The 16671-nt window shown below is 40.5% G+C and carries 15 protein-coding genes; 9 read left to right on the top strand and 6 right to left on the bottom strand.

Features of this window, described 5'->3' with window-relative positions:
* Positions 1–3 precede the first annotated feature (3 nt).
* The 4 genes from AC0L4E_RS11200 to pspF all read right to left on the bottom strand — a co-directional run bounded on the left by AC0L4E_RS11200 (position 4) and on the right by pspF (position 4711).
* The gene (locus AC0L4E_RS11200) at positions 4–894 is read right to left on the bottom strand and encodes an ABC transporter permease subunit (protein ID WP_473679243.1); all 891 of its coding nucleotides are present in this window, start codon (positions 892–894) and stop codon (positions 4–6) included.
* Entirely contained in the window at positions 884–1912 is a 1029-nt protein-coding gene (locus tag AC0L4E_RS11195) for an ABC transporter permease (protein ID WP_473679242.1), read from the bottom strand. The genes AC0L4E_RS11200 and AC0L4E_RS11195 overlap by 11 nt, the downstream gene beginning before the upstream one ends.
* Positions 1912–3540: an ABC transporter substrate-binding protein gene (locus tag AC0L4E_RS11190; RefSeq protein WP_473679241.1), complete on the bottom strand. Its 1629-nt coding sequence runs from the start codon at positions 3538–3540 to the stop codon at positions 1912–1914. Before AC0L4E_RS11190 ends, AC0L4E_RS11195 begins: the two co-directional genes overlap by 1 nt.
* Before the next feature lie 73 nt (positions 3541–3613).
* A complete protein-coding gene (gene pspF / locus AC0L4E_RS11185) occupies positions 3614–4711 on the bottom strand; it encodes a phage shock protein operon transcriptional activator (protein ID WP_473679240.1) in 1098 nt (365 codons plus the stop codon).
* A 178-nt stretch (positions 4712–4889) separates the two neighbouring features.
* Between pspF and pspA the strand changes: the two genes are divergently transcribed.
* From pspA to AC0L4E_RS11155, 6 genes are all read left to right on the top strand, one after another.
* The gene (gene pspA, locus AC0L4E_RS11180) at positions 4890–5585 is read left to right on the top strand and encodes a phage shock protein PspA (protein WP_473679239.1); all 696 of its coding nucleotides are present in this window, start codon (positions 4890–4892) and stop codon (positions 5583–5585) included.
* A 20-nt stretch (positions 5586–5605) separates the two neighbouring features.
* A complete protein-coding gene (gene pspB / locus AC0L4E_RS11175; protein ID WP_299572097.1) occupies positions 5606–5845 on the top strand; it encodes an envelope stress response membrane protein PspB in 240 nt (79 codons plus the stop codon).
* On the top strand, positions 5832–6227 hold the full coding sequence (gene pspC, locus AC0L4E_RS11170) for an envelope stress response membrane protein PspC (protein WP_220755360.1): 396 nt from the start codon (positions 5832–5834) through the stop codon (positions 6225–6227). Before pspB ends, pspC begins: the two co-directional genes overlap by 14 nt.
* A 207-nt stretch (positions 6228–6434) precedes the next feature.
* On the top strand, positions 6435–7877 hold the full coding sequence (locus AC0L4E_RS11165) for a YcjX family GTP-binding protein (protein WP_473679238.1): 1443 nt from the start codon (positions 6435–6437) through the stop codon (positions 7875–7877).
* A gap of 14 nt (positions 7878–7891) precedes the next feature.
* Positions 7892–8971 (top strand): TIGR01620 family protein, encoded by a 1080-nt coding sequence (locus AC0L4E_RS11160; protein WP_473679237.1) that lies wholly within the window; start codon positions 7892–7894, stop codon positions 8969–8971.
* A gap of 153 nt (positions 8972–9124) precedes the next feature.
* Positions 9125–9460 carry a ComEA family DNA-binding protein gene (locus AC0L4E_RS11155; protein ID WP_473679236.1) on the top strand — a complete coding sequence of 112 codons (336 nt, stop codon included), beginning with the start codon at positions 9125–9127 and terminating at the stop codon, positions 9458–9460.
* A 105-nt stretch (positions 9461–9565) separates the two neighbouring features.
* On the opposite strand, the gene AC0L4E_RS11150 is transcribed toward AC0L4E_RS11155, so the two are convergent.
* Positions 9566–10303, bottom strand: coding sequence for a YciK family oxidoreductase (locus tag AC0L4E_RS11150; RefSeq protein WP_473679235.1), 738 nt, complete (start codon positions 10301–10303; stop codon positions 9566–9568).
* Between the two features lie 259 nt (positions 10304–10562).
* Here AC0L4E_RS11150 and AC0L4E_RS11145 point away from each other — a divergent pair, with 259 nt between their 5' ends.
* From AC0L4E_RS11145 to AC0L4E_RS11135, 3 genes are all read left to right on the top strand, one after another.
* Complete coding sequence (locus AC0L4E_RS11145; RefSeq protein WP_473679234.1) at positions 10563–13052, top strand: VolA/Pla-1 family phospholipase; 2490 nt, start codon at positions 10563–10565, stop codon at positions 13050–13052.
* 121 nt (positions 13053–13173) lie between these two features.
* Entirely contained in the window at positions 13174–14187 is a 1014-nt protein-coding gene (gene sohB, locus AC0L4E_RS11140) for a protease SohB (protein WP_473679233.1), read from the top strand.
* A gap of 8 nt (positions 14188–14195) precedes the next feature.
* Positions 14196–15224, top strand: a complete 1029-nt coding sequence (locus AC0L4E_RS11135) for a helix-turn-helix transcriptional regulator (RefSeq protein ID WP_473679232.1) — start codon at positions 14196–14198, stop codon at positions 15222–15224.
* A 46-nt stretch (positions 15225–15270) separates the two neighbouring features.
* On the opposite strand, the gene AC0L4E_RS11130 is transcribed toward AC0L4E_RS11135, so the two are convergent.
* Positions 15271–16434, bottom strand: coding sequence for an SO2930 family diheme c-type cytochrome (locus AC0L4E_RS11130; protein WP_473679231.1), 1164 nt, complete (start codon positions 16432–16434; stop codon positions 15271–15273).
* Positions 16435–16671 lie beyond the last annotated feature (237 nt).

Below are 16671 nucleotides of genomic sequence, written 5' to 3'. Positions count from 1 at the left end.
AAGTTAATTTCTTATCGGCGCTAACGCCGAGCGTAATCCGTCACCCACCAAGTTGATGGATAAAACCGTAAATAAAATAGCAAGCCCAGGAATGGTGATGGTCCAAGGTGCAATTAATAGGCTACTTAGACCTTGGAAAATCATTGAGCCCCATTCCGAGCTAGGCGCCTGTGCGCCTAAGTTTAAAAAGCCAAGTGCTGCAATATCCAAGATAGCCACAGAAATGGCGATGGTGGTTTGAATAATCACTACATCCCACACATTAGGCATAATCACGTACCAGAAAATTTGTACTTGGCTAGCGCCATCGAGTTTTGCCGCTGTGACATACTCTTTTTGTAACTCTTCATGGACAGCTTGGTGTATTGCGCGAACAAATTGTGGCGTTAAGGCAATACCTACGGCCCAAAATACGTTGGTGAGGCCTGGGCCTGTAACAGCGACTACAAGAATAGCTAATAGGAGTGATGGAATTGATAATAAAGCATCTAGTAAGTGGCCTAAAATACTCGACTTTAATCCGCGCATCATTCCTGAAAGCGAGCCAATAATGAAACCTACAACTAGCGCACAAATTACAACAATCAGCGACATGCCGAAAGTGAGCCTTACACCGTGGAGGATTCGACTAAATAAATCACGGCCTAAATCGTCTGTGCCTAAAAAGTGTGACACATGACCAGCAGCATCCCATGATGGTGGCAATAAAATGGCATTAGGATTTTGAACTTCAGGTTGAAAAGGTGCGAGTAATGGCCCGAAAACAACTAACAGTAATAGAAATATCACCGCCCATAAACCAGCTACAGCAAAAGGATTACTGGCAAAAGCATGCCATAAATGCCCAAGTGGCGAATCTATTTGTTCTTCTTGGTAGAGTTTTTTAATTGGCATACAACTCTTTCCTATTAATTGGATTAATAGTGGTATGTACTAATTCAATCACGATACTCAAAAAGATAATCAATAATGAAACTGACAATATACCCGCTTGGATGACAGTGTAATCACGCTGGTAAATACCATTAATAAGCCATGAGCCGACACCAGGCCAAGCAAAGATAACTTCAACAACGATACCGTAACTTGCAAATGAACCTAGCATTAATCCAAAAGCTTTTAGAACTGGGATAAGCGCATTTGGTAAAGCATGTCTAAGTAGAATTCGATATGTGTTCAAGCCACGAGCTTCGGCTGCACGAATGTAAGTTTGAGTCATTACCGTCATCATTGCTTGACGAGTAATGCGGATAACGACTGTAAAAGGCAGTACTGCCAAAGTCACCGCCGGCAAAATAATATGCAGCAAAGCATCCTTAAAAGCCGACATTCTGTAGGTTTCTTCCGATAACAAAGTATCAATTAACATCAAGCGAGTAACGGGTTCTATTTCGTATAAAAGGTTAATTTGGCCAGAAATAGGCAGCCACTCAAGTTGCACACCAAACCAAAGGGTAAGGGTTAAACCTAGCCAGAAAACCGGTATAGAATAACCGGTTAAGGTAATGGCTAAAATGCTGCGCTGCACTGATTTACTTTTGCTAAGAGAAGCCAAAACCCCCAAAGGCACGCCAAAAAATACCGCAAGACATCCTGCAAACAACGACAGTTCAAAAGAGGCGGGAAGCACAGCGCTAAGTTCATCTGCTACGCTTTGTTGGGAGTTAACCGAAATCCCTAGATTACCTGATAATCGCTGAGTGACATAAGCTACGAATTGACTCAGTTGATTGCCTTCTAATTGATAGTCTTCAATCGTTTGAGCTTGTTGCTCAGCAGTAGGAAACTGTATGCCAGATAACGCATAGCCTTTTTCAACAGGAAACATGCCAGTTGCGAAAAACAACACGGCAATCATCACTAAAGAGGTTGCAAAAAAGAGATTGATTCGTCTTAAAAAATAGCGCCACATTAGGGTTGAACCTCCTCTTTTTTCAGTTCAACACTGGAAAAAGACATTCCGCCGTAAGGGTTAACATTTTTGATACTGATATCGGTATTTTTTAAAAGTAATTTTTGAGCGTGTGCAATGTTAACCAGTGGCACTTGTTCATGAATAATCTTTTCAGCTTGCTTATAAAGAGCTTTCCGTTCGGGTTTAGAAAGGGTTTCTTTTGCTTGAGCTAAAATACTGTCTAGTTCGCTAGAACACCATCGAGAGCGATTATTATTCGACTCAAGTGCACTGCAACTCAGTAACGGAGTAAAAAAGTTATCAGGATCGGTATTATCTGCGTTCCAACCAATTAATACTGAATCGTAATCACTTGAAATAAGCTTTTGGGTGAATACACTCCAATCGTAACTGACGATATTAACGGTGACGCCAATATTGGCTAAATCAGCTTGAATGAGTTCCGCTGTTTTAAGTGCATTTGGGTTATAAATCCTGACCACTGGCATAGCCCAAATATCAAAAGATAGATCAGTTACCCCTGCTTCTTTTAGCAAGCGCTTTGCTTCTTCGGGATCATAATGATTGGCATCTTCTGTTTCTGAGTAGGCCCAAGATGCAGGTGGTAACATTCCGGATGCCGCTACTGCGGTATCGTGGTACACCACATCAAGAATATTCTGTTTATCAATCGCGTGAGCCAAAGCGTGTCGCACTCTAGCATCATCTAAAGGAGGTTTTTGGGTATTGAAAGCCCAAAAGGCTACGTTTAACCCAGGTTTTTTACGTAACTCAAGGTGCTTATGTTTTTTAATCACTTTAAGCTCATTGGCTTTAGGTAGGGCTGAAACTTGGCAGTCTTGGGTAATGATTTTAGCCAGTCTTGCTTCACTTTTACGAGTTATATCATAGACTAATAAGTCTATTTTTGTTTGCTCGCCCCAATAGTATGGGTTTTGTTTAAAGCGTATGTATTCATTTTTAACATACTCTGATAAATAAAATGGGCCAGTACCGATAGCAAAAAAATCAACATTTTCTGGCGTTCCTGCCGCCAGCTGTTGTTTGGCATATTCTGCAGATAAAATCACCGCAAAATCCGTGGCGAGATTCGATAAAAAAGACGCATCTTTGTGGGTGAGATGAAAGATGACTTCATGATCATTCACTCTTTCGATATCGGCGACTAAGTTTGAAAAGTCGATACTTTGAAAAAAGGGATAACCAGTACGGCTGACTAAATGGTAAGGATGATTAATATCGATAATGCGTTTGAAAGAAAAGATCACATCATCAGCATTAAAAGCTCGCGATGGGCTAAATAGATTACTGTATTGGAATTGTACGCCTTCACGTAATTTGAAGCGATAGCTTAGCCCGTCATCAGATACATCCCACTCGGTCGCAAGTGAAGCAACGTAGTCTGAAGAGTCGTCGTTATAGTCGATTAGACGGTTATACAGCTGGTTTGAACTAGCATCAATGGTGGTGCCAGATGTAACCAATTGCGGATTAAAGGTTTCTGGATTACCTTCAGAGCAATAAACAATCCCTGACGGGACATTTAACTCACCACAAGCTGTTACTAAAAAAGATAGTAAGCAGAGTAATGCTAAGGGATTCCAGCGTTCTCTCTTCACACGCATTTTTTCATCATTTAATTTTTAGGCTGTAAACGACTATTTTAGCAGTGTTAATAACTTAGGAGCAAATATCATCTTAAGCCTTCTCCAATAAGTTGTACTTTTTTAAAATGCCGCGCAGTTGGTGATAGCTTAATCCAAGTAACTCAGCAGTTTTCTTTTGGTTATACTGACTTTCTGATAATGCTTTCTTGAGCAATTCGACTTCATAGTTTTCAGTATGATCTTTAAAATTAATCGGAAAACTAAACTGTGCAGTCAGTTGAGACGCTGATGTTTCTTGCGCTTCGTTATTATTTTCGCTATCGACAGTATTAGTCGTTGCAGGCTCAATATTTGCTGCTACAGGCGCTTGTTGGCGCTCACGTGTTTTAACGCGACTTGTCGGGCGGTAAGGTGACGCAAATGGATCAAGAATAATATGGTCAATTTCATCACCATCGGAGCCGCGGCGATACACGCTGCGCTCAACCACGTTTTTAAGTTCACGAATATTGCCCGGCCAGCGATGAGACATTAACTGTTCTATTGCCACAGGGCTAAAACCACCGAAATATTCTAAGTTGAGTTGCCTTGCCATGCTAATAGCAAAGTACTCAGCCAATGGCATTATGTCTTCTGTTCTACATCTAAGTGGTGGTAATGTAATAACATCAAATGCCAGTCTATCCAGTAAATCAGCGCGAAACTCGCCATTTTCAGCAAGTGATGGTAAATCTTCGTTGGCTGCGCAGACTAAGCGGACGTTAGTTTGTACTGTTTTACTGCCACCGACACGTTCAAATTCACCGTATTCGATAACCCGCAATAGTTTTTCTTGAATAAGACCAGAGGTATTAGCGAGCTCATCTAAAAATAGCGTACCGTCATCAGCACGTTCAAAGCGGCCTTCATGTTTTCCTTTAGCTCCAGTAAACGCACCAGACTCGTGGCCGAATAATTCGCTTTCAAGTAAAGACTCACTTAAAGAAGAACAATTGAGCTTAATAAACTCTTGATCCCAACGTGCGGATAGAAAATGTAATCGTTCTGCGATAAGTTCTTTACCTGTACCACGTTCACCGATGATTAAAACCGGCTTAGAAAGTGGGGCAACTTTAGACACATGTTCCAATACTTCTAATAAAGCATTGGATTGTCCGATAAGATTGTCTTGCTCAAATTGTCTAGTCACTGTAATTTTTAGTCTATTACGCTAACAAGTGGTGAAAATCATAATAGTTGGCTAGCGCTTTAAAATAAAGAAAAAGTTAATAATTTGGTTAACTTATTGAAAATTAATGTTTATACAAAGTTGGCACGCCTTGTGAATAGTAATATTCGACATTAACAAAATATTTGAGGGACACATTATGGGAATCTTCTCACGCTTTGCAGATATCATTAATTCTAACATCAGTGCTTTACTAGATAAGGCCGAAGATCCAGAAAAAATGGTTCGTCTGATTATTCAGGAAATGGAAGATACGCTAGTTGAGGTTCGTTCAACTTCTGCAAAAGTTTTAGCAGAAAAGAAAGAATTACTTCGTCGTATTAGCCGCGTACAAGAACAAGTTATCGATTGGCAAGCGAAAGCCGAATTGGCTTTATCGAAAGATAGAGAAGATTTAGCAAAAGCGGCGCTAGTTGAAAAGCAAAAAACAGTGACAGTGCTAGAAACCCTAGAAATGGAACTGCAAGTGGTTGAAGAGCATATTGCTCGTCTTAAGCAAGAAGTTGAACAGCTTCAAGAAAAGCTTAATGATGCAAGAGCACGCCAAAAAACAATCATTATGCGTAAGCAAACTGCGACGTCACGCTTAGAAGTGAAAAAACAGTTAGACTCTAGCAAAATTGATGACGCAATGGTCAAGTTTGAAAACTATGAGCGCCGCGTTGAAGGCTTAGAATCACAAGTTGAAGCATACGATATCGGTAAGAAAAATAATCTTGCAGATGAGTTTGCTGCATTAGAAGCTGAAGATTCAGTCAATGAAGAGTTAGAAGCATTAAAAGCGAAAGTAAAAGCGAAATCAGCTCCAAAATCGCAAACTAAAACAAACAAGTAAACTTTTTTCAGAGGTGAGTTATGGATATGGATCTTCTTATTGCCCCAATTATTATTTTTCTAGTGATTGTGGCGCCTATCTGGTTGGTTCTTCATTATCGCAGTAAGCGACAAGTGAGCCAGGGGCTCACTGAGGCAGAGTTTACGCAATTAAACGAATTGATTGCCCAAGCAGAAAAAATGGGAAATCGAATCGAAACATTGGAAGCTATCTTAGACACGGAAGCACCAGAGTGGAGGGGAAAACATGAGCAAGGCTAACGGTCGTACATTATACCGAATCCCCCAAGCAGGTAAGATTTCAGGAGTATGTGCAGGGATTGCCGATTACTTTAATTTTGAAACTTGGCTAGTGCGTGTCATTGCGGTATCAATCTTTTTAGTGGGTGGTTCAGGGCCCATTTTAATTATCTATATCGCCTTGTGGGTTATCTTGGACAGTCAGCCTGTTGATGATAGTTCGAAACAACACCATAAGGATATCGAGGTAAAGAAAAAAGTGTGGCAGGCTGGAGAGCCAGCCAAACGTGCACTACATGAAGTGAACAGTCAGTTCTATGCACTTGAAATTAGATTGCAACGTTTAGAGCGCCATGTGACTTCAGATAACTTTGATTTAAAACATGAAATTAATAATTTATAAAGATTAATAATTATTTTAAATGACAACAACTGCGTTACCTCGCTCTATTAAGAGCTGCTAAATCCAATGGGCGGTATTCCGCCCTTGAATTTTTCCTTTCTTGCCTAAATGTTATAGTAATAAACGTTGCCCAAACTCCTACATCATTTCCTCTACTTATTAGTAAACAGTTAGTAGTAGGGATTTAATGAGAACTTGAGATAAATTATGAGTTTTATTGATCGCTCTATAAGTAAAATATCCCAAAAAACCCATCAGTTAGTTAATCGCAGCACCGACAGGCATGTCCGTTTAGCGGTGACAGGGTTATCTGGAGCGGGAAAAACCGCTTTTATTACAGGGCTTGTTAATCAAATGCTCCATGCTGGCAGTAACGTAAAACAAAACCCTTTACCACTGTGGCAGGTTTCCCGAGATAACCGTCTTATTGGTATTAAGCGTGCTATGCAGCCTGATTTAGCGATAGCCAGTTTTGATTACCAAGGTGGAATGAATGCCTTAACCTCATCACCTGCAAGCTGGCCTGCGTCAACCCGCAATATTTCCGAACTGCGTTTAGCGATAAAATATCGCCCTAGAAAGGGCATATTGGCAAAAATATCTGATACAGCAACATTGTATGTTGATATCGTCGATTACCCTGGTGAGTGGTTATTAGATTTACCCATGCTAAAGCAAAGTTATACCGAATGGGTCACAGGTCAAATAGAGGTTAAAAAACGATTACGTCATTCAGCCTGTTACTCCGCTTTTGAACACGCTATTAATCAACTTGATTTTGCTGAGACTGCAGATGAACATAAACTTAAGCAAGTGGCTGACTTATATCAAAAGCTATTAGTCGATTTAGTTAATGCTCAAGGCTTTTACTTAGCCCAGCCTGGGCGGATGTTATTGCCAGGAGAGTTTGCAGATACGCCTTTATTGGCTTTTTTCCCTTTGGTGAGTTTATCTGTAGAGCAACTCGCTGAACTTGAAACCTCTGCTGAAGATAGCTATTTCCAAGTATTGAAAAAGCGCTATCAAGAATATGTCTCTGTCGTCGTAAAGCCTTTTTATCGTGACTATTTTGCAAGCTTTGATCGCCAGTTAGTGCTGGTGGACTGCTTTAATGGCTTAAATAATGGTAAAGAACAATTTGAAGATATGGGCAATGCATTAAATAGCATTGTTGAGAGTTTCCATTTTGGTCAATCTAGCCTGTTAAAGCGTTTGTTTTCGCCTAAAATAGATAAATTATTATTTGCTGCCAGTAAAGTCGACAGAGTCACCCGTGATCAGCAAAGTCATGTATTAAGCTTACTTACCGATATGCTCAAGCACAGCCAACATTTTGCTAATTATGAAGGTTGCGAAGTGGAAACGATGGCGATTAGTGCCATCAAAGCAACCCAGCACGGTATGGTAAATACCTCAACGGGCGAGCAAGAAGTGGTAAGAGGCATAGATGAAAATCAAAATATGCTGACTATTTTCCCTGGTGAAGTACCACAATCATTACCTGAAAATGAATTTTGGCTAAAGCAGGGGTTCAATTTTGTGTCGTTTAACCCTCCTAAATTAGCGCATTCAGCAACTTCTGATCCGCAATTTGAACATATTCGATTAGACCACTTGCTGCAATTCTTACTCGGGGACAAGTTACAGTAATGAATCAATCAAACATGAAAAGCTCAGCAGCTGACAGTTCAGTCGAGCAAACGGAATTGAAGCAACAACAAGTCTTTGAGTCGGAAGCTATAGATGAGCCGCAAGTAAAAGCGGGTCAAACTTTTGCTGAAGTTGAGTTTATTTGCGAAAGCGCTTTAGCTGAAGTTGCTCCAGAAATTAATGTTAACGAAACGCAAAAGACGTCTAAAAGATGGTCTATTCTGGCCAAACTCTCTTTGGTGGGCATAATTCTCGCAGTGGTTGTACAAACACTATTAGGCTTACATACAGCATTTCTTCAAAGCCCATGGTTATTTGGCTTCTATGCAGCAGTAACTTCGATTGTTGTGGCGTGGGTGTCTTCAATGACACTGGTTGAGTGGCGTAAATTAGCTCGATTAAAGCATGTCGCTGATACCCAAGTCACCGGTGAGCGCCTATCACAGAGTATGCAACGTGGTGAAGCAGAAAAGTTTATCTCCCCTTTAATGGCACATTACCCTGATAGCAAAGGTAAGCAGCACTATATTGCTATTAATAGTAGCGAGCATAATGATGCAGAAATGGTACTGCTATTTGATGATTTAGTCGTCAGTGAACGTGATGAAAAAGCGAAACAAATAGTCAGTCGCTATGCCGCAGAATCTGCTTTATTACTCGCTGCCAGTCCGTTAGCAGTCTTAGACATGGCAATTATTTTGTGGCGTAATCAGCGAATGATTAATGCCATTGCAGAAGTTTATGGTATTGAGCTAGGTTATTGGAGCCGAATTGAACTGATTAAAAGCATTGTTGTTAATATTGTTTATGCAGGCACCACTGAAGTCGTTACAGATTTGGGGACTCAACTGTTATCCGTTGAAATGACAGGAAAATTGTCTGCAAGGTTAGCTCAAGGTTTAGGTGGAGGTTTACTGACTGCAAGGTTAGGTTATCAAGCGATGGGTTTGTGTCGACCATTAATTTTTAAAGAGCAAAACCGCCCGAAACTTGGACAGATCCATCAACAACTGTTAACTGAGTTAAAAACATTCTCAACCTCAATGATGCAAAAGAGCAAAGTTAAACAAACCAATAACACTGAACAAGAATAGTTTTAGGTTAAAATTTGAACTATTCAAATTGTTGACTACAGTTTTATGATAGTTATTTTACCGCGTTAATTTGAGCGCTTGGAAAATAACTTAATCAGCCGATCAAGGATAGGGAAGCAGATCGGTTTTAAATTGGACTTAAAGGAGTTAACAATGAAACATCCATTTCTAATGGGCGTAATGTGCGCCTGTGCTTTATCTGTCGTTATTTCAGCTTCTAGCGAAGCCAAACAGGTTTCAACAGCTGATGCAAAACAAACTCAAGTACCCACTAAAGCCGCTCAAGAGAGCAAACAGGCTAAAGTAAATATCAATAAAGCCAGTGCCACTGAATTACAGCAGTTAAAAGGTATTGGAGAATCCAAAGCGAAAGCGATTGTTGAATATCGAGCCAAGAATGGCAAGTTCAGTAATCTGGAGCAACTTAGCCAAGTATCAGGAGTAGGGGATAAGCTGATAGAACAAAACGCAAAACAAATTAGTTTTTAATTAAGTGAAATCTAAAGCAGGTTGTTTATAAATCTTGCTTGTAACCCTGCATAAATCAAAAAGGAGCCATCGGCTCCTTTTTATTTTTACAGTATTACTCAATGACTATTGAGCGTTAAATTGCTGACCATTAATCTCAAGAGATTCATCACCCATTAGATAAAGGTATGTAGGCATAATTTCTTCAGCTGTTTTCAGCGTTGCTGGATCTTCACCTGGGTAGGCTTTTGCGCGCATTTCTGTGCGAGTAGCTCCTGGGTTGATACTATTTACTCGAACGGTTGTGCCTTCACATTCGTGAGCTAATACTTGCATCATGCCTTCTGTGGCGAATTTAGAGAAAGCATAAGGGCCCCAATAAGCACGGCCTTGTCTGCCAACACTACTTGAAGTGAAGATTAACGAAGAAGATGGCGCAGCGCGCATGATCGGTAGTAAGGCTTTTGTGAGAATAACTTGTGCAGTGACGTTTATTTTCATTACATCTTCTAAAGACTCTAAATCAATATGCTCAAATGGCCCGAGTGCGCCTAACAAACTGGCGTTATGTAAAACGCCATCTAAGTGACCAAATTGCTCAGCAATGGTATCTGCCATATCTTTATAGTTTTGCTCAGTAGCGCCTTTTAAATCTAGTGGCACAATGGCAGGTTTTGGGTAACCCGCTTGTTCTATTTCATCGTAAACCGCTTCTAGTTTTTTAACGGTTTTACCTAATAAAATGACTGTAGCGCCATGTTTTGCAAAATTTATTGCTGCAACGCGGCCAATGCCAGCACCTGCGCCAGTAACAAGAATGGTTTTATTATTTAATGAATCTTTTTTAGCTTGATATTCCAACATGGTTCAATTTTTCCTTCGGCAGCAAAAGCACGTCAAATCTAGACTCGAACAAAAGATAAACGATCGTTTAAAACAAATGACTGATAAATGTTAACGTGTAGTACTTTCGCATGTAACAAATATGTAGCTAACTCAATGCTTTTACGTTAACTTGAGATGAGTTAAGGACAAAAATATGTCCTTATGGTCATGCGTTTACGCTATTGTGACCAATTTTTGGGGAAATTAAAATTATTACAACAAGATTTGGGGAAAAAAGATGAAAAGACTCATATTGGGTGTTGCTATTGCATCTGCTCTTGGGCTTAGCGGCTGTAGTGAAGATAGTACAAATGAAGCAAAAGATTCTGTGGAGCCACTCATTCCATTCTCTCAAGTGGTCTTCGACCCTGCTGCTGGTGATGTACCACTACCAAATGACCTTTTATTTAACGGAACCACAGATGGTACGTTAGCTATTCCGGGTGAAGATGGTGTTGACTATGTTGACCCAACATTAGCATTAGGCGCACTGGATGGTTGGTCAACTTCTTCACCTATTTCAATTACAGTAAACCTTGCTACTGATAACTCTGGTGAAATGTTGACGTTAGACGCCGCATCTGTTTTCCAAGCTGGCGCTGTGCGTTTGTTTGAAGCCACAGTGGGCGGGGCGTTATCAACTGATCCAGAATGTGCAGACGCATTAACGCTTTCAGCGTGTAAAATTGGTGATGAACTTCAATTTGGGGTTGATTTTGTCACACAAGCTTCAGGCAGCACCATTGCTGTAGTCCCACTTAAAGCACTAAAACCAAATCAATCGTATATATACGCAACAACTAATCTAATTCAAGATTCTGCTGGTCGCGCCGTTGAGCCTTCAACGACTTATAATCTTCTTAAATTAGATATCGACACTAAGCCACTTGAAACTGATGAACAGCTTTTACTTCAAGGTTTAGTGAACAGCTATGAGAAAGGCATGGCTGCTGAACATGGCGTTGATGCTGAAACGGTTTCATATTCAGGTTTGTTTACTACTCAGTCTGTCGCTGATGTGTACGAAACAACAAAGCTCTTGATGGCTTCAACTCCAGGATATACTCCTTCTTTTGTTCAAACTCCGATGCCGATGGATAATGGTTTTGGTGGAACTGTGACTGTTGCGCAAGCTGCGGGTTTAACGGAAGCTGATGGCGTCGCTTATGTTGTTTCTGACATCGCTGAAATTTGGACTGCAGTTGTTCGATTACCAATATACGGTGATTGTTCATCTTCGGCTTGTAACATCCCAATTGTTGATGGTGCACCTACAGCGCCAAATGGCCGTTGGTTTGCACTCGGTGATAGCCCTGTGTCTGTTTTACTGGCTCTTGAAGCAGGTACCATGAGTGTTGCTAACTTTAGCTCACAAGCTGTTGCGCAAGGTGTTGATCCTGCAGCTGCATTGCAAAACCCTGCATTAATGGCGGGTAAAACTTGGTTGTTAGATGACGGCACAGCTGCTGATCCCACTAAACATTTAACTAAGTTTAATCCAGTACCAGCTATCATGAATTATGAAGACGTTAATGTACAAATTACGCTTCCTAATGCTGCTAAACTAGCTGCTTTTCAAGCATCTCAAGGGTTAACTTTTACACCCCCTACAAATGGTTGGCCTACAACCATGGCTCTGCACGGTCTGGGTGGCACTAAGCAAATGGCACTTGCCTATGCTGGTACTTACGCTGCTTTAGGCGTAGCAACTATTGCAATTGATATGCCTTTGCATGGTGACCGTTCTTATGATGCAACAGGTAACGGCGTGTATGATATTTCTGCTACCAGTGAGTTATTTGGTCCTGAATATGCCAATGGTAACCCTTTAGTATTTGTGAATGTGGCAAGTACACTGACTGTACGTGATAACTTCCGCCAAGCCACACTTGATCATTTAGGATTACGTTTACTATTAACTGGCATGTACAGTGAAATTGCGCAGGGTGGTGGTCAACAAGTATTTGATATCAGTAAAATTAGCGCTCAAGGCTTAAGTCTAGGCGGTATCGTTGGTACCACTGTATCAACTTATGCTTCAACAGGCTTAACTAATCCTGCTGATGGCACTGAACTGCCAAATGCATATGCTATTAATGCTGCATCGTTAGTTGCTCCTGCTGGCGGTTTAGCAGGTTCATTTGCCGGTTCTGCGACGTTTGGTCCTGTTTTATTTGATACTGTTACAGCAACTGATGATTTTATGGCTTTGGTTGATGAAGCAAACGTTGCTGACTATGAGCCTGGTACGCCTGAGTATGCTGCGTTAGTTGAATCAGTTTATGCTGCATTTATTCCAACATTTGCATTTGCAGTGCAAACTGCAGTTGATTCAGCAGACCCAATTAACCATGCAGCGATGTTAGCTGATACTCAATTACCTGTGCATTTAATTGAAGTTGCAGGCGATGGCGCAGGTAATTTACCTGACCAAGTATTACCTAATCAGGTTGAAGGCTTCCCACTATCTGGAACTGAGCCGTTAATTGCAGGTTTAGGTCTAGGTTGTGTTAGCTCTAATAACGCGGGTTCTGGAGTGGTTCGATTTGCAAAAGGACATCATAGTTCTATCGTTAGTCCTGATGAAATTGAAGGTGTTACAGATGGTATGGCAGCACGAGCAACGGTTGAAATGCAATCTCAAGTAGCCACATTTGCTAAAACAGCAGGTTTAGGTGCAGCAACGATTCTTGTTGATGATGAAGAAGTTATCGTGCCTTGTAGCTAATTAATGATGTTTAATTGTTAATTGACTAAAAACCCAGCAAATGCTGGGTTTTTTATTGTCTACAATGTTTAACTTCCTGCTAAGATAAGCCGTAATAACGTTTTTCTTTATGGAGTGTATTTTGGAGTTTTTATCTGAGTACGGCATGTTTCTAGCTAAGGCTGTCACGATTGTCGTCGCAATTCTTGCAGTAGTGATTGTTGTTCTTGCTAGCAGCATGAAACAAAAAGCAGAGAAAGGTGAGCTTAAGCTAACTGATGTCACTGATGAACTAAAACAACTTGAGAAAGAATTAAAAGAAGAGCTGCTAACTAAAAAGCAATTTAAGGCTTACGAGAAGCAATTAAAAGCTGATGATAAAGCAGCTGAAAAAGAAGAAACAGCACCTTCTAAAGTATTTGTAATCGATTTTAAAGGCAGTATTGATGCAGGTGAAGTGGCTTCGTTACGAGAAGAGATTACTGCTATTTTGACTGTTGCCGATAAAGACGACCAAGTATTAGTCAATGTGGAAAGTGGCGGCGGTATGGTTCATGGTTATGGACTGGCATCAAGTCAGCTTGACCGTTTAAAGCAAGCGAATATTCCACTGACTATCTGTATTGATAAAGTGGCTGCCAGTGGCGGTTATATGATGGCGTGTGTTGCAGACAAAGTTTACGCAGCACCTTTTGCTATCGTTGGTTCAATTGGTGTTGTCGCTCAGTTACCTAACTTTAGCCGTTTGCTAAAAAAGCATGATATTGATTATGAACAGCACACCGCTGGCGATTTTAAACGTACTTTAACCGTGTTTGGTGAAAATACCGATGAAGGCCGTGAAAAGTTTCAGGAAGAGCTTGAAGAAACACATGTATTGTTCAAAGAGTTTGTAAGCAAGTATCGCCCTGATATGGATATTGCTAAAGTCGCTACTGGTGAGCACTGGTATGGTCAACAAGCGATTGAACTAGGTTTGGTTGATGCCATTTCAACCAGTGATGATGTGATTTTAGGTTTGGCCAAAGAGCATCAAGTGATTAAAATTAAATATCAAATGAAGAAGAAATTAGCTGACAAAATTGCCCATGGCGCTTCCTTGTCTGTTGATGGCGTTCTAAATCGTTTGATGGAGCGTGAAAACGCCGTTAAGTAAGGGTATCAATGCAGCAAGAGTCGGGTTATAAAGCGAATATGATGGTGGGGGATCAATGTTACCCTGCTTTTGAATTACGCAATTTACTCAATTTTATTGAAGTTCACCTCGGTGAAACTGTTGCTGCTGATATCTACAATAAATTGGGCTTAGGGCCATTAGAGCTTAACGCCATGCAGTTTGTTTATGTATGGCAAGTTGAGTTTGCAATGGAGCAATTACGTTTGCTGAGCCCAGATAAAGAGATTGGTGCCCGCCTAGGCAGCAGTTATCAAGTCGAATCCCTCGATGTTTTACTGCCTTTTTTTGATGAATTCACCACCTTAGGTCAGTGCCTTAAATTCGTCATCCAAAATCCTGATTTAGCTGGTAGTTTTGCAGATACTTTAGTTCGGGTTGAAGATGATAAATTGTGGGTTCGTTGGCTAAATACCGGCAAAGTCTCAGCAGATAAGTTTGCCTTTCAATTTCAGCACAGTGTGTGTGCTTTATTAGGGGCAGCAAGACAGTTAGTTGATACTCAGGTATTTATTGATCAAATTCATTTAGCTTCACCAAGCTGTAATACTGACTACTTAATCCAAGAAACGGGTGCTGAAATCACCTTTGATTGTGACTTTTTTGAATGGGGGTTAAATATTGAAGTATTAGATAAGCCCTTAGCTTATCAATTCAAGCAAGCCAACATTGAAAAAGCAGCTCCCGACAGTATTTCGTTTATTGATCATGTACTGACAGGTATTCGCCACAGCATGCCAAATCCGCCTAAATTAGAACCGTTTGCTTTATCGATACATATGAGTGAGAGAAGTTTTCGGCGTAAACTTTCTGCAGCAGGGACAAGCTACCAAAAGTTAATCGATCAAGTACGTTGCCAAGCTGCAATCAATTTAATCCTGACCGATACAATATCTATTGAAGATATTGCCGAAACCCTTGGTTATGGAGATGTGAGCCATTTTAGGCAAAGCTTTAAGCATTGGTTAGGATATCCTCCAGGACACTTTCTACGACTTAACCAATTGCCAACTCAATAGTCCATTATTCAGTAGATAAATATGCCTAGCGAAAGTCTAAAGGCTCTTACTGGCATAGGCCAATAGTCGGTGACATGCTATCAATCCAGCGCTCAACTAATTGTGTTCCTTCGGTATGAATAATCTCGCGACCGATAGGTGGCATCTTGTCTTTTGCAGACGATAATATCTGTCGATAATGCATTATTGAGCGTTCAGCATTTCCAGGCACTATGTCATATGACAATCCATTAGGGCCACCATCCCATCCTGGAGGCTGTTTACAAACGCCGTATTCAAAGCTTGTGTGGTCAATAAAATAGCTTAAACGTAAACCTGAAATACTCGCAAAACCCTGCTCATTATGACAATGAGCGCAATTTATATCTAAATATCCTTTGGCACGATTGGTTAAGCTCATTTCATTATTTTCAAGTCCATAGGATTTATCTACGCTGCTTAAGTTCGGCAATAATCTGAGCATATTTTCATCTGACCAAAAAGTGAGTTGGTTAATTTTATTGCCATTACTTAGGGTTATGTCTCGATTCAATAAGTGCGCTTTTACACCTATGGGGTTAATACGGCTGATATCATTTTCAGTAATTTGATGACAGATTTTGCACTCAACTTTGCTAGGAATATGGTAATCAAAAGTGACAGATTCACCTTGATTATTCAGTGTATGAGTTACATCCGCTCCCGCTATAATCAGTGATGCGTTTTCTTGCTGCCATTGGTAGTTTAATGCTGTCCAGCCGGCTTCTCGATGGATCATTAATCGAGTTTCAATCAGCTTTTCGTTATTTGCCCCAGTCAATTGAGTATCAAATGGTAGCGCAAATGTTTTAACTAAAACACTGCCTACAGGAAGGGTAAACACCTGCTGTGGATTAAACGTCATTGATTGATCATCAGGTAGAAAAACAAATCGATATTTACTGGCATAGTTTGAGAAAAGTTCAGTAGATAGTTGATAGTTGATACCCGGTGTCGTTGGTGAATGAGTCGGCATACTTGGGTCAATAAATAATCCGTAATCGCTTAAGTTAGGGCAATCCTTAGACATTAAAGCTGTCCAATTAACTTCAGAACTTGATTGCTGACAGACATCATCTGAGGTATCAGGTTGCTCTGGTGTCGTGGGCGTAGAAGGAACTTCAGAGCTTGAATTGTCAGTTCCAGAACTATCGCTTTCAGAACTGCCACTGTCAGAACCGCCGCATGCCATTAATATTGAAGTTAGGGAAATGATTAACAGGCTCTTTGTCCATACACTCTTTTTACATTCACTCTTTGTCCATAAAGTCTGATTCAAATATCTTTGATTTAAAACTCCTCTATTTAATACCTTCTGATTCAGTAGAGTCTGTTTAAAAAAACGGGCTTTGAAATGGAAGAGATAAGACATTGGCGGTATCCTGCTTTCATTTTGATAAACAACAAAAAAGAACAAAGAAAAATTAAG

The organism is Shewanella sp. GJ50-10 (assembly GCF_055808815.1).
Note: the sequence above shows the minus strand (reverse complement) of the source record. Positions and strands in the feature narration are given on the sequence as shown.

Excerpts from the sequence above, each read along its gene's own strand:
- AC0L4E_RS11200 (WP_473679243.1), bottom strand. The coding sequence starts at position 894 with ATGCCAATTAAAAAACTCTACCAAGAAGAACAAATAGATTCGCCACTT.
- AC0L4E_RS11195 (WP_473679242.1), bottom strand. The coding sequence starts at position 1,912 with ATGTGGCGCTATTTTTTAAGACGAATCAATCTCTTTTTTGCAACCTCT.
- AC0L4E_RS11190 (WP_473679241.1), bottom strand. The coding sequence starts at position 3,540 with ATGCGTGTGAAGAGAGAACGCTGGAATCCCTTAGCATTACTCTGCTTA.
- pspA (WP_473679239.1), top strand. The coding sequence starts at position 4,890 with ATGGGAATCTTCTCACGCTTTGCAGATATCATTAATTCTAACATCAGT.
- pspB (WP_299572097.1), top strand. The coding sequence starts at position 5,606 with ATGGATATGGATCTTCTTATTGCCCCAATTATTATTTTTCTAGTGATT.
- pspC (WP_220755360.1), top strand. The coding sequence starts at position 5,832 with ATGAGCAAGGCTAACGGTCGTACATTATACCGAATCCCCCAAGCAGGT.
- AC0L4E_RS11165 (WP_473679238.1), top strand. The coding sequence starts at position 6,435 with ATGAGTTTTATTGATCGCTCTATAAGTAAAATATCCCAAAAAACCCAT.
- AC0L4E_RS11160 (WP_473679237.1), top strand. The coding sequence starts at position 7,892 with ATGAAAAGCTCAGCAGCTGACAGTTCAGTCGAGCAAACGGAATTGAAG.
- AC0L4E_RS11155 (WP_473679236.1), top strand. The coding sequence starts at position 9,125 with ATGAAACATCCATTTCTAATGGGCGTAATGTGCGCCTGTGCTTTATCT.
- AC0L4E_RS11150 (WP_473679235.1), bottom strand. The coding sequence starts at position 10,303 with ATGTTGGAATATCAAGCTAAAAAAGATTCATTAAATAATAAAACCATT.
- AC0L4E_RS11145 (WP_473679234.1), top strand. The coding sequence starts at position 10,563 with ATGAAAAGACTCATATTGGGTGTTGCTATTGCATCTGCTCTTGGGCTT.
- AC0L4E_RS11135 (WP_473679232.1), top strand. The coding sequence starts at position 14,196 with ATGCAGCAAGAGTCGGGTTATAAAGCGAATATGATGGTGGGGGATCAA.
- AC0L4E_RS11130 (WP_473679231.1), bottom strand. The coding sequence starts at position 16,434 with ATGGCATGCGGCGGTTCTGACAGTGGCAGTTCTGAAAGCGATAGTTCT.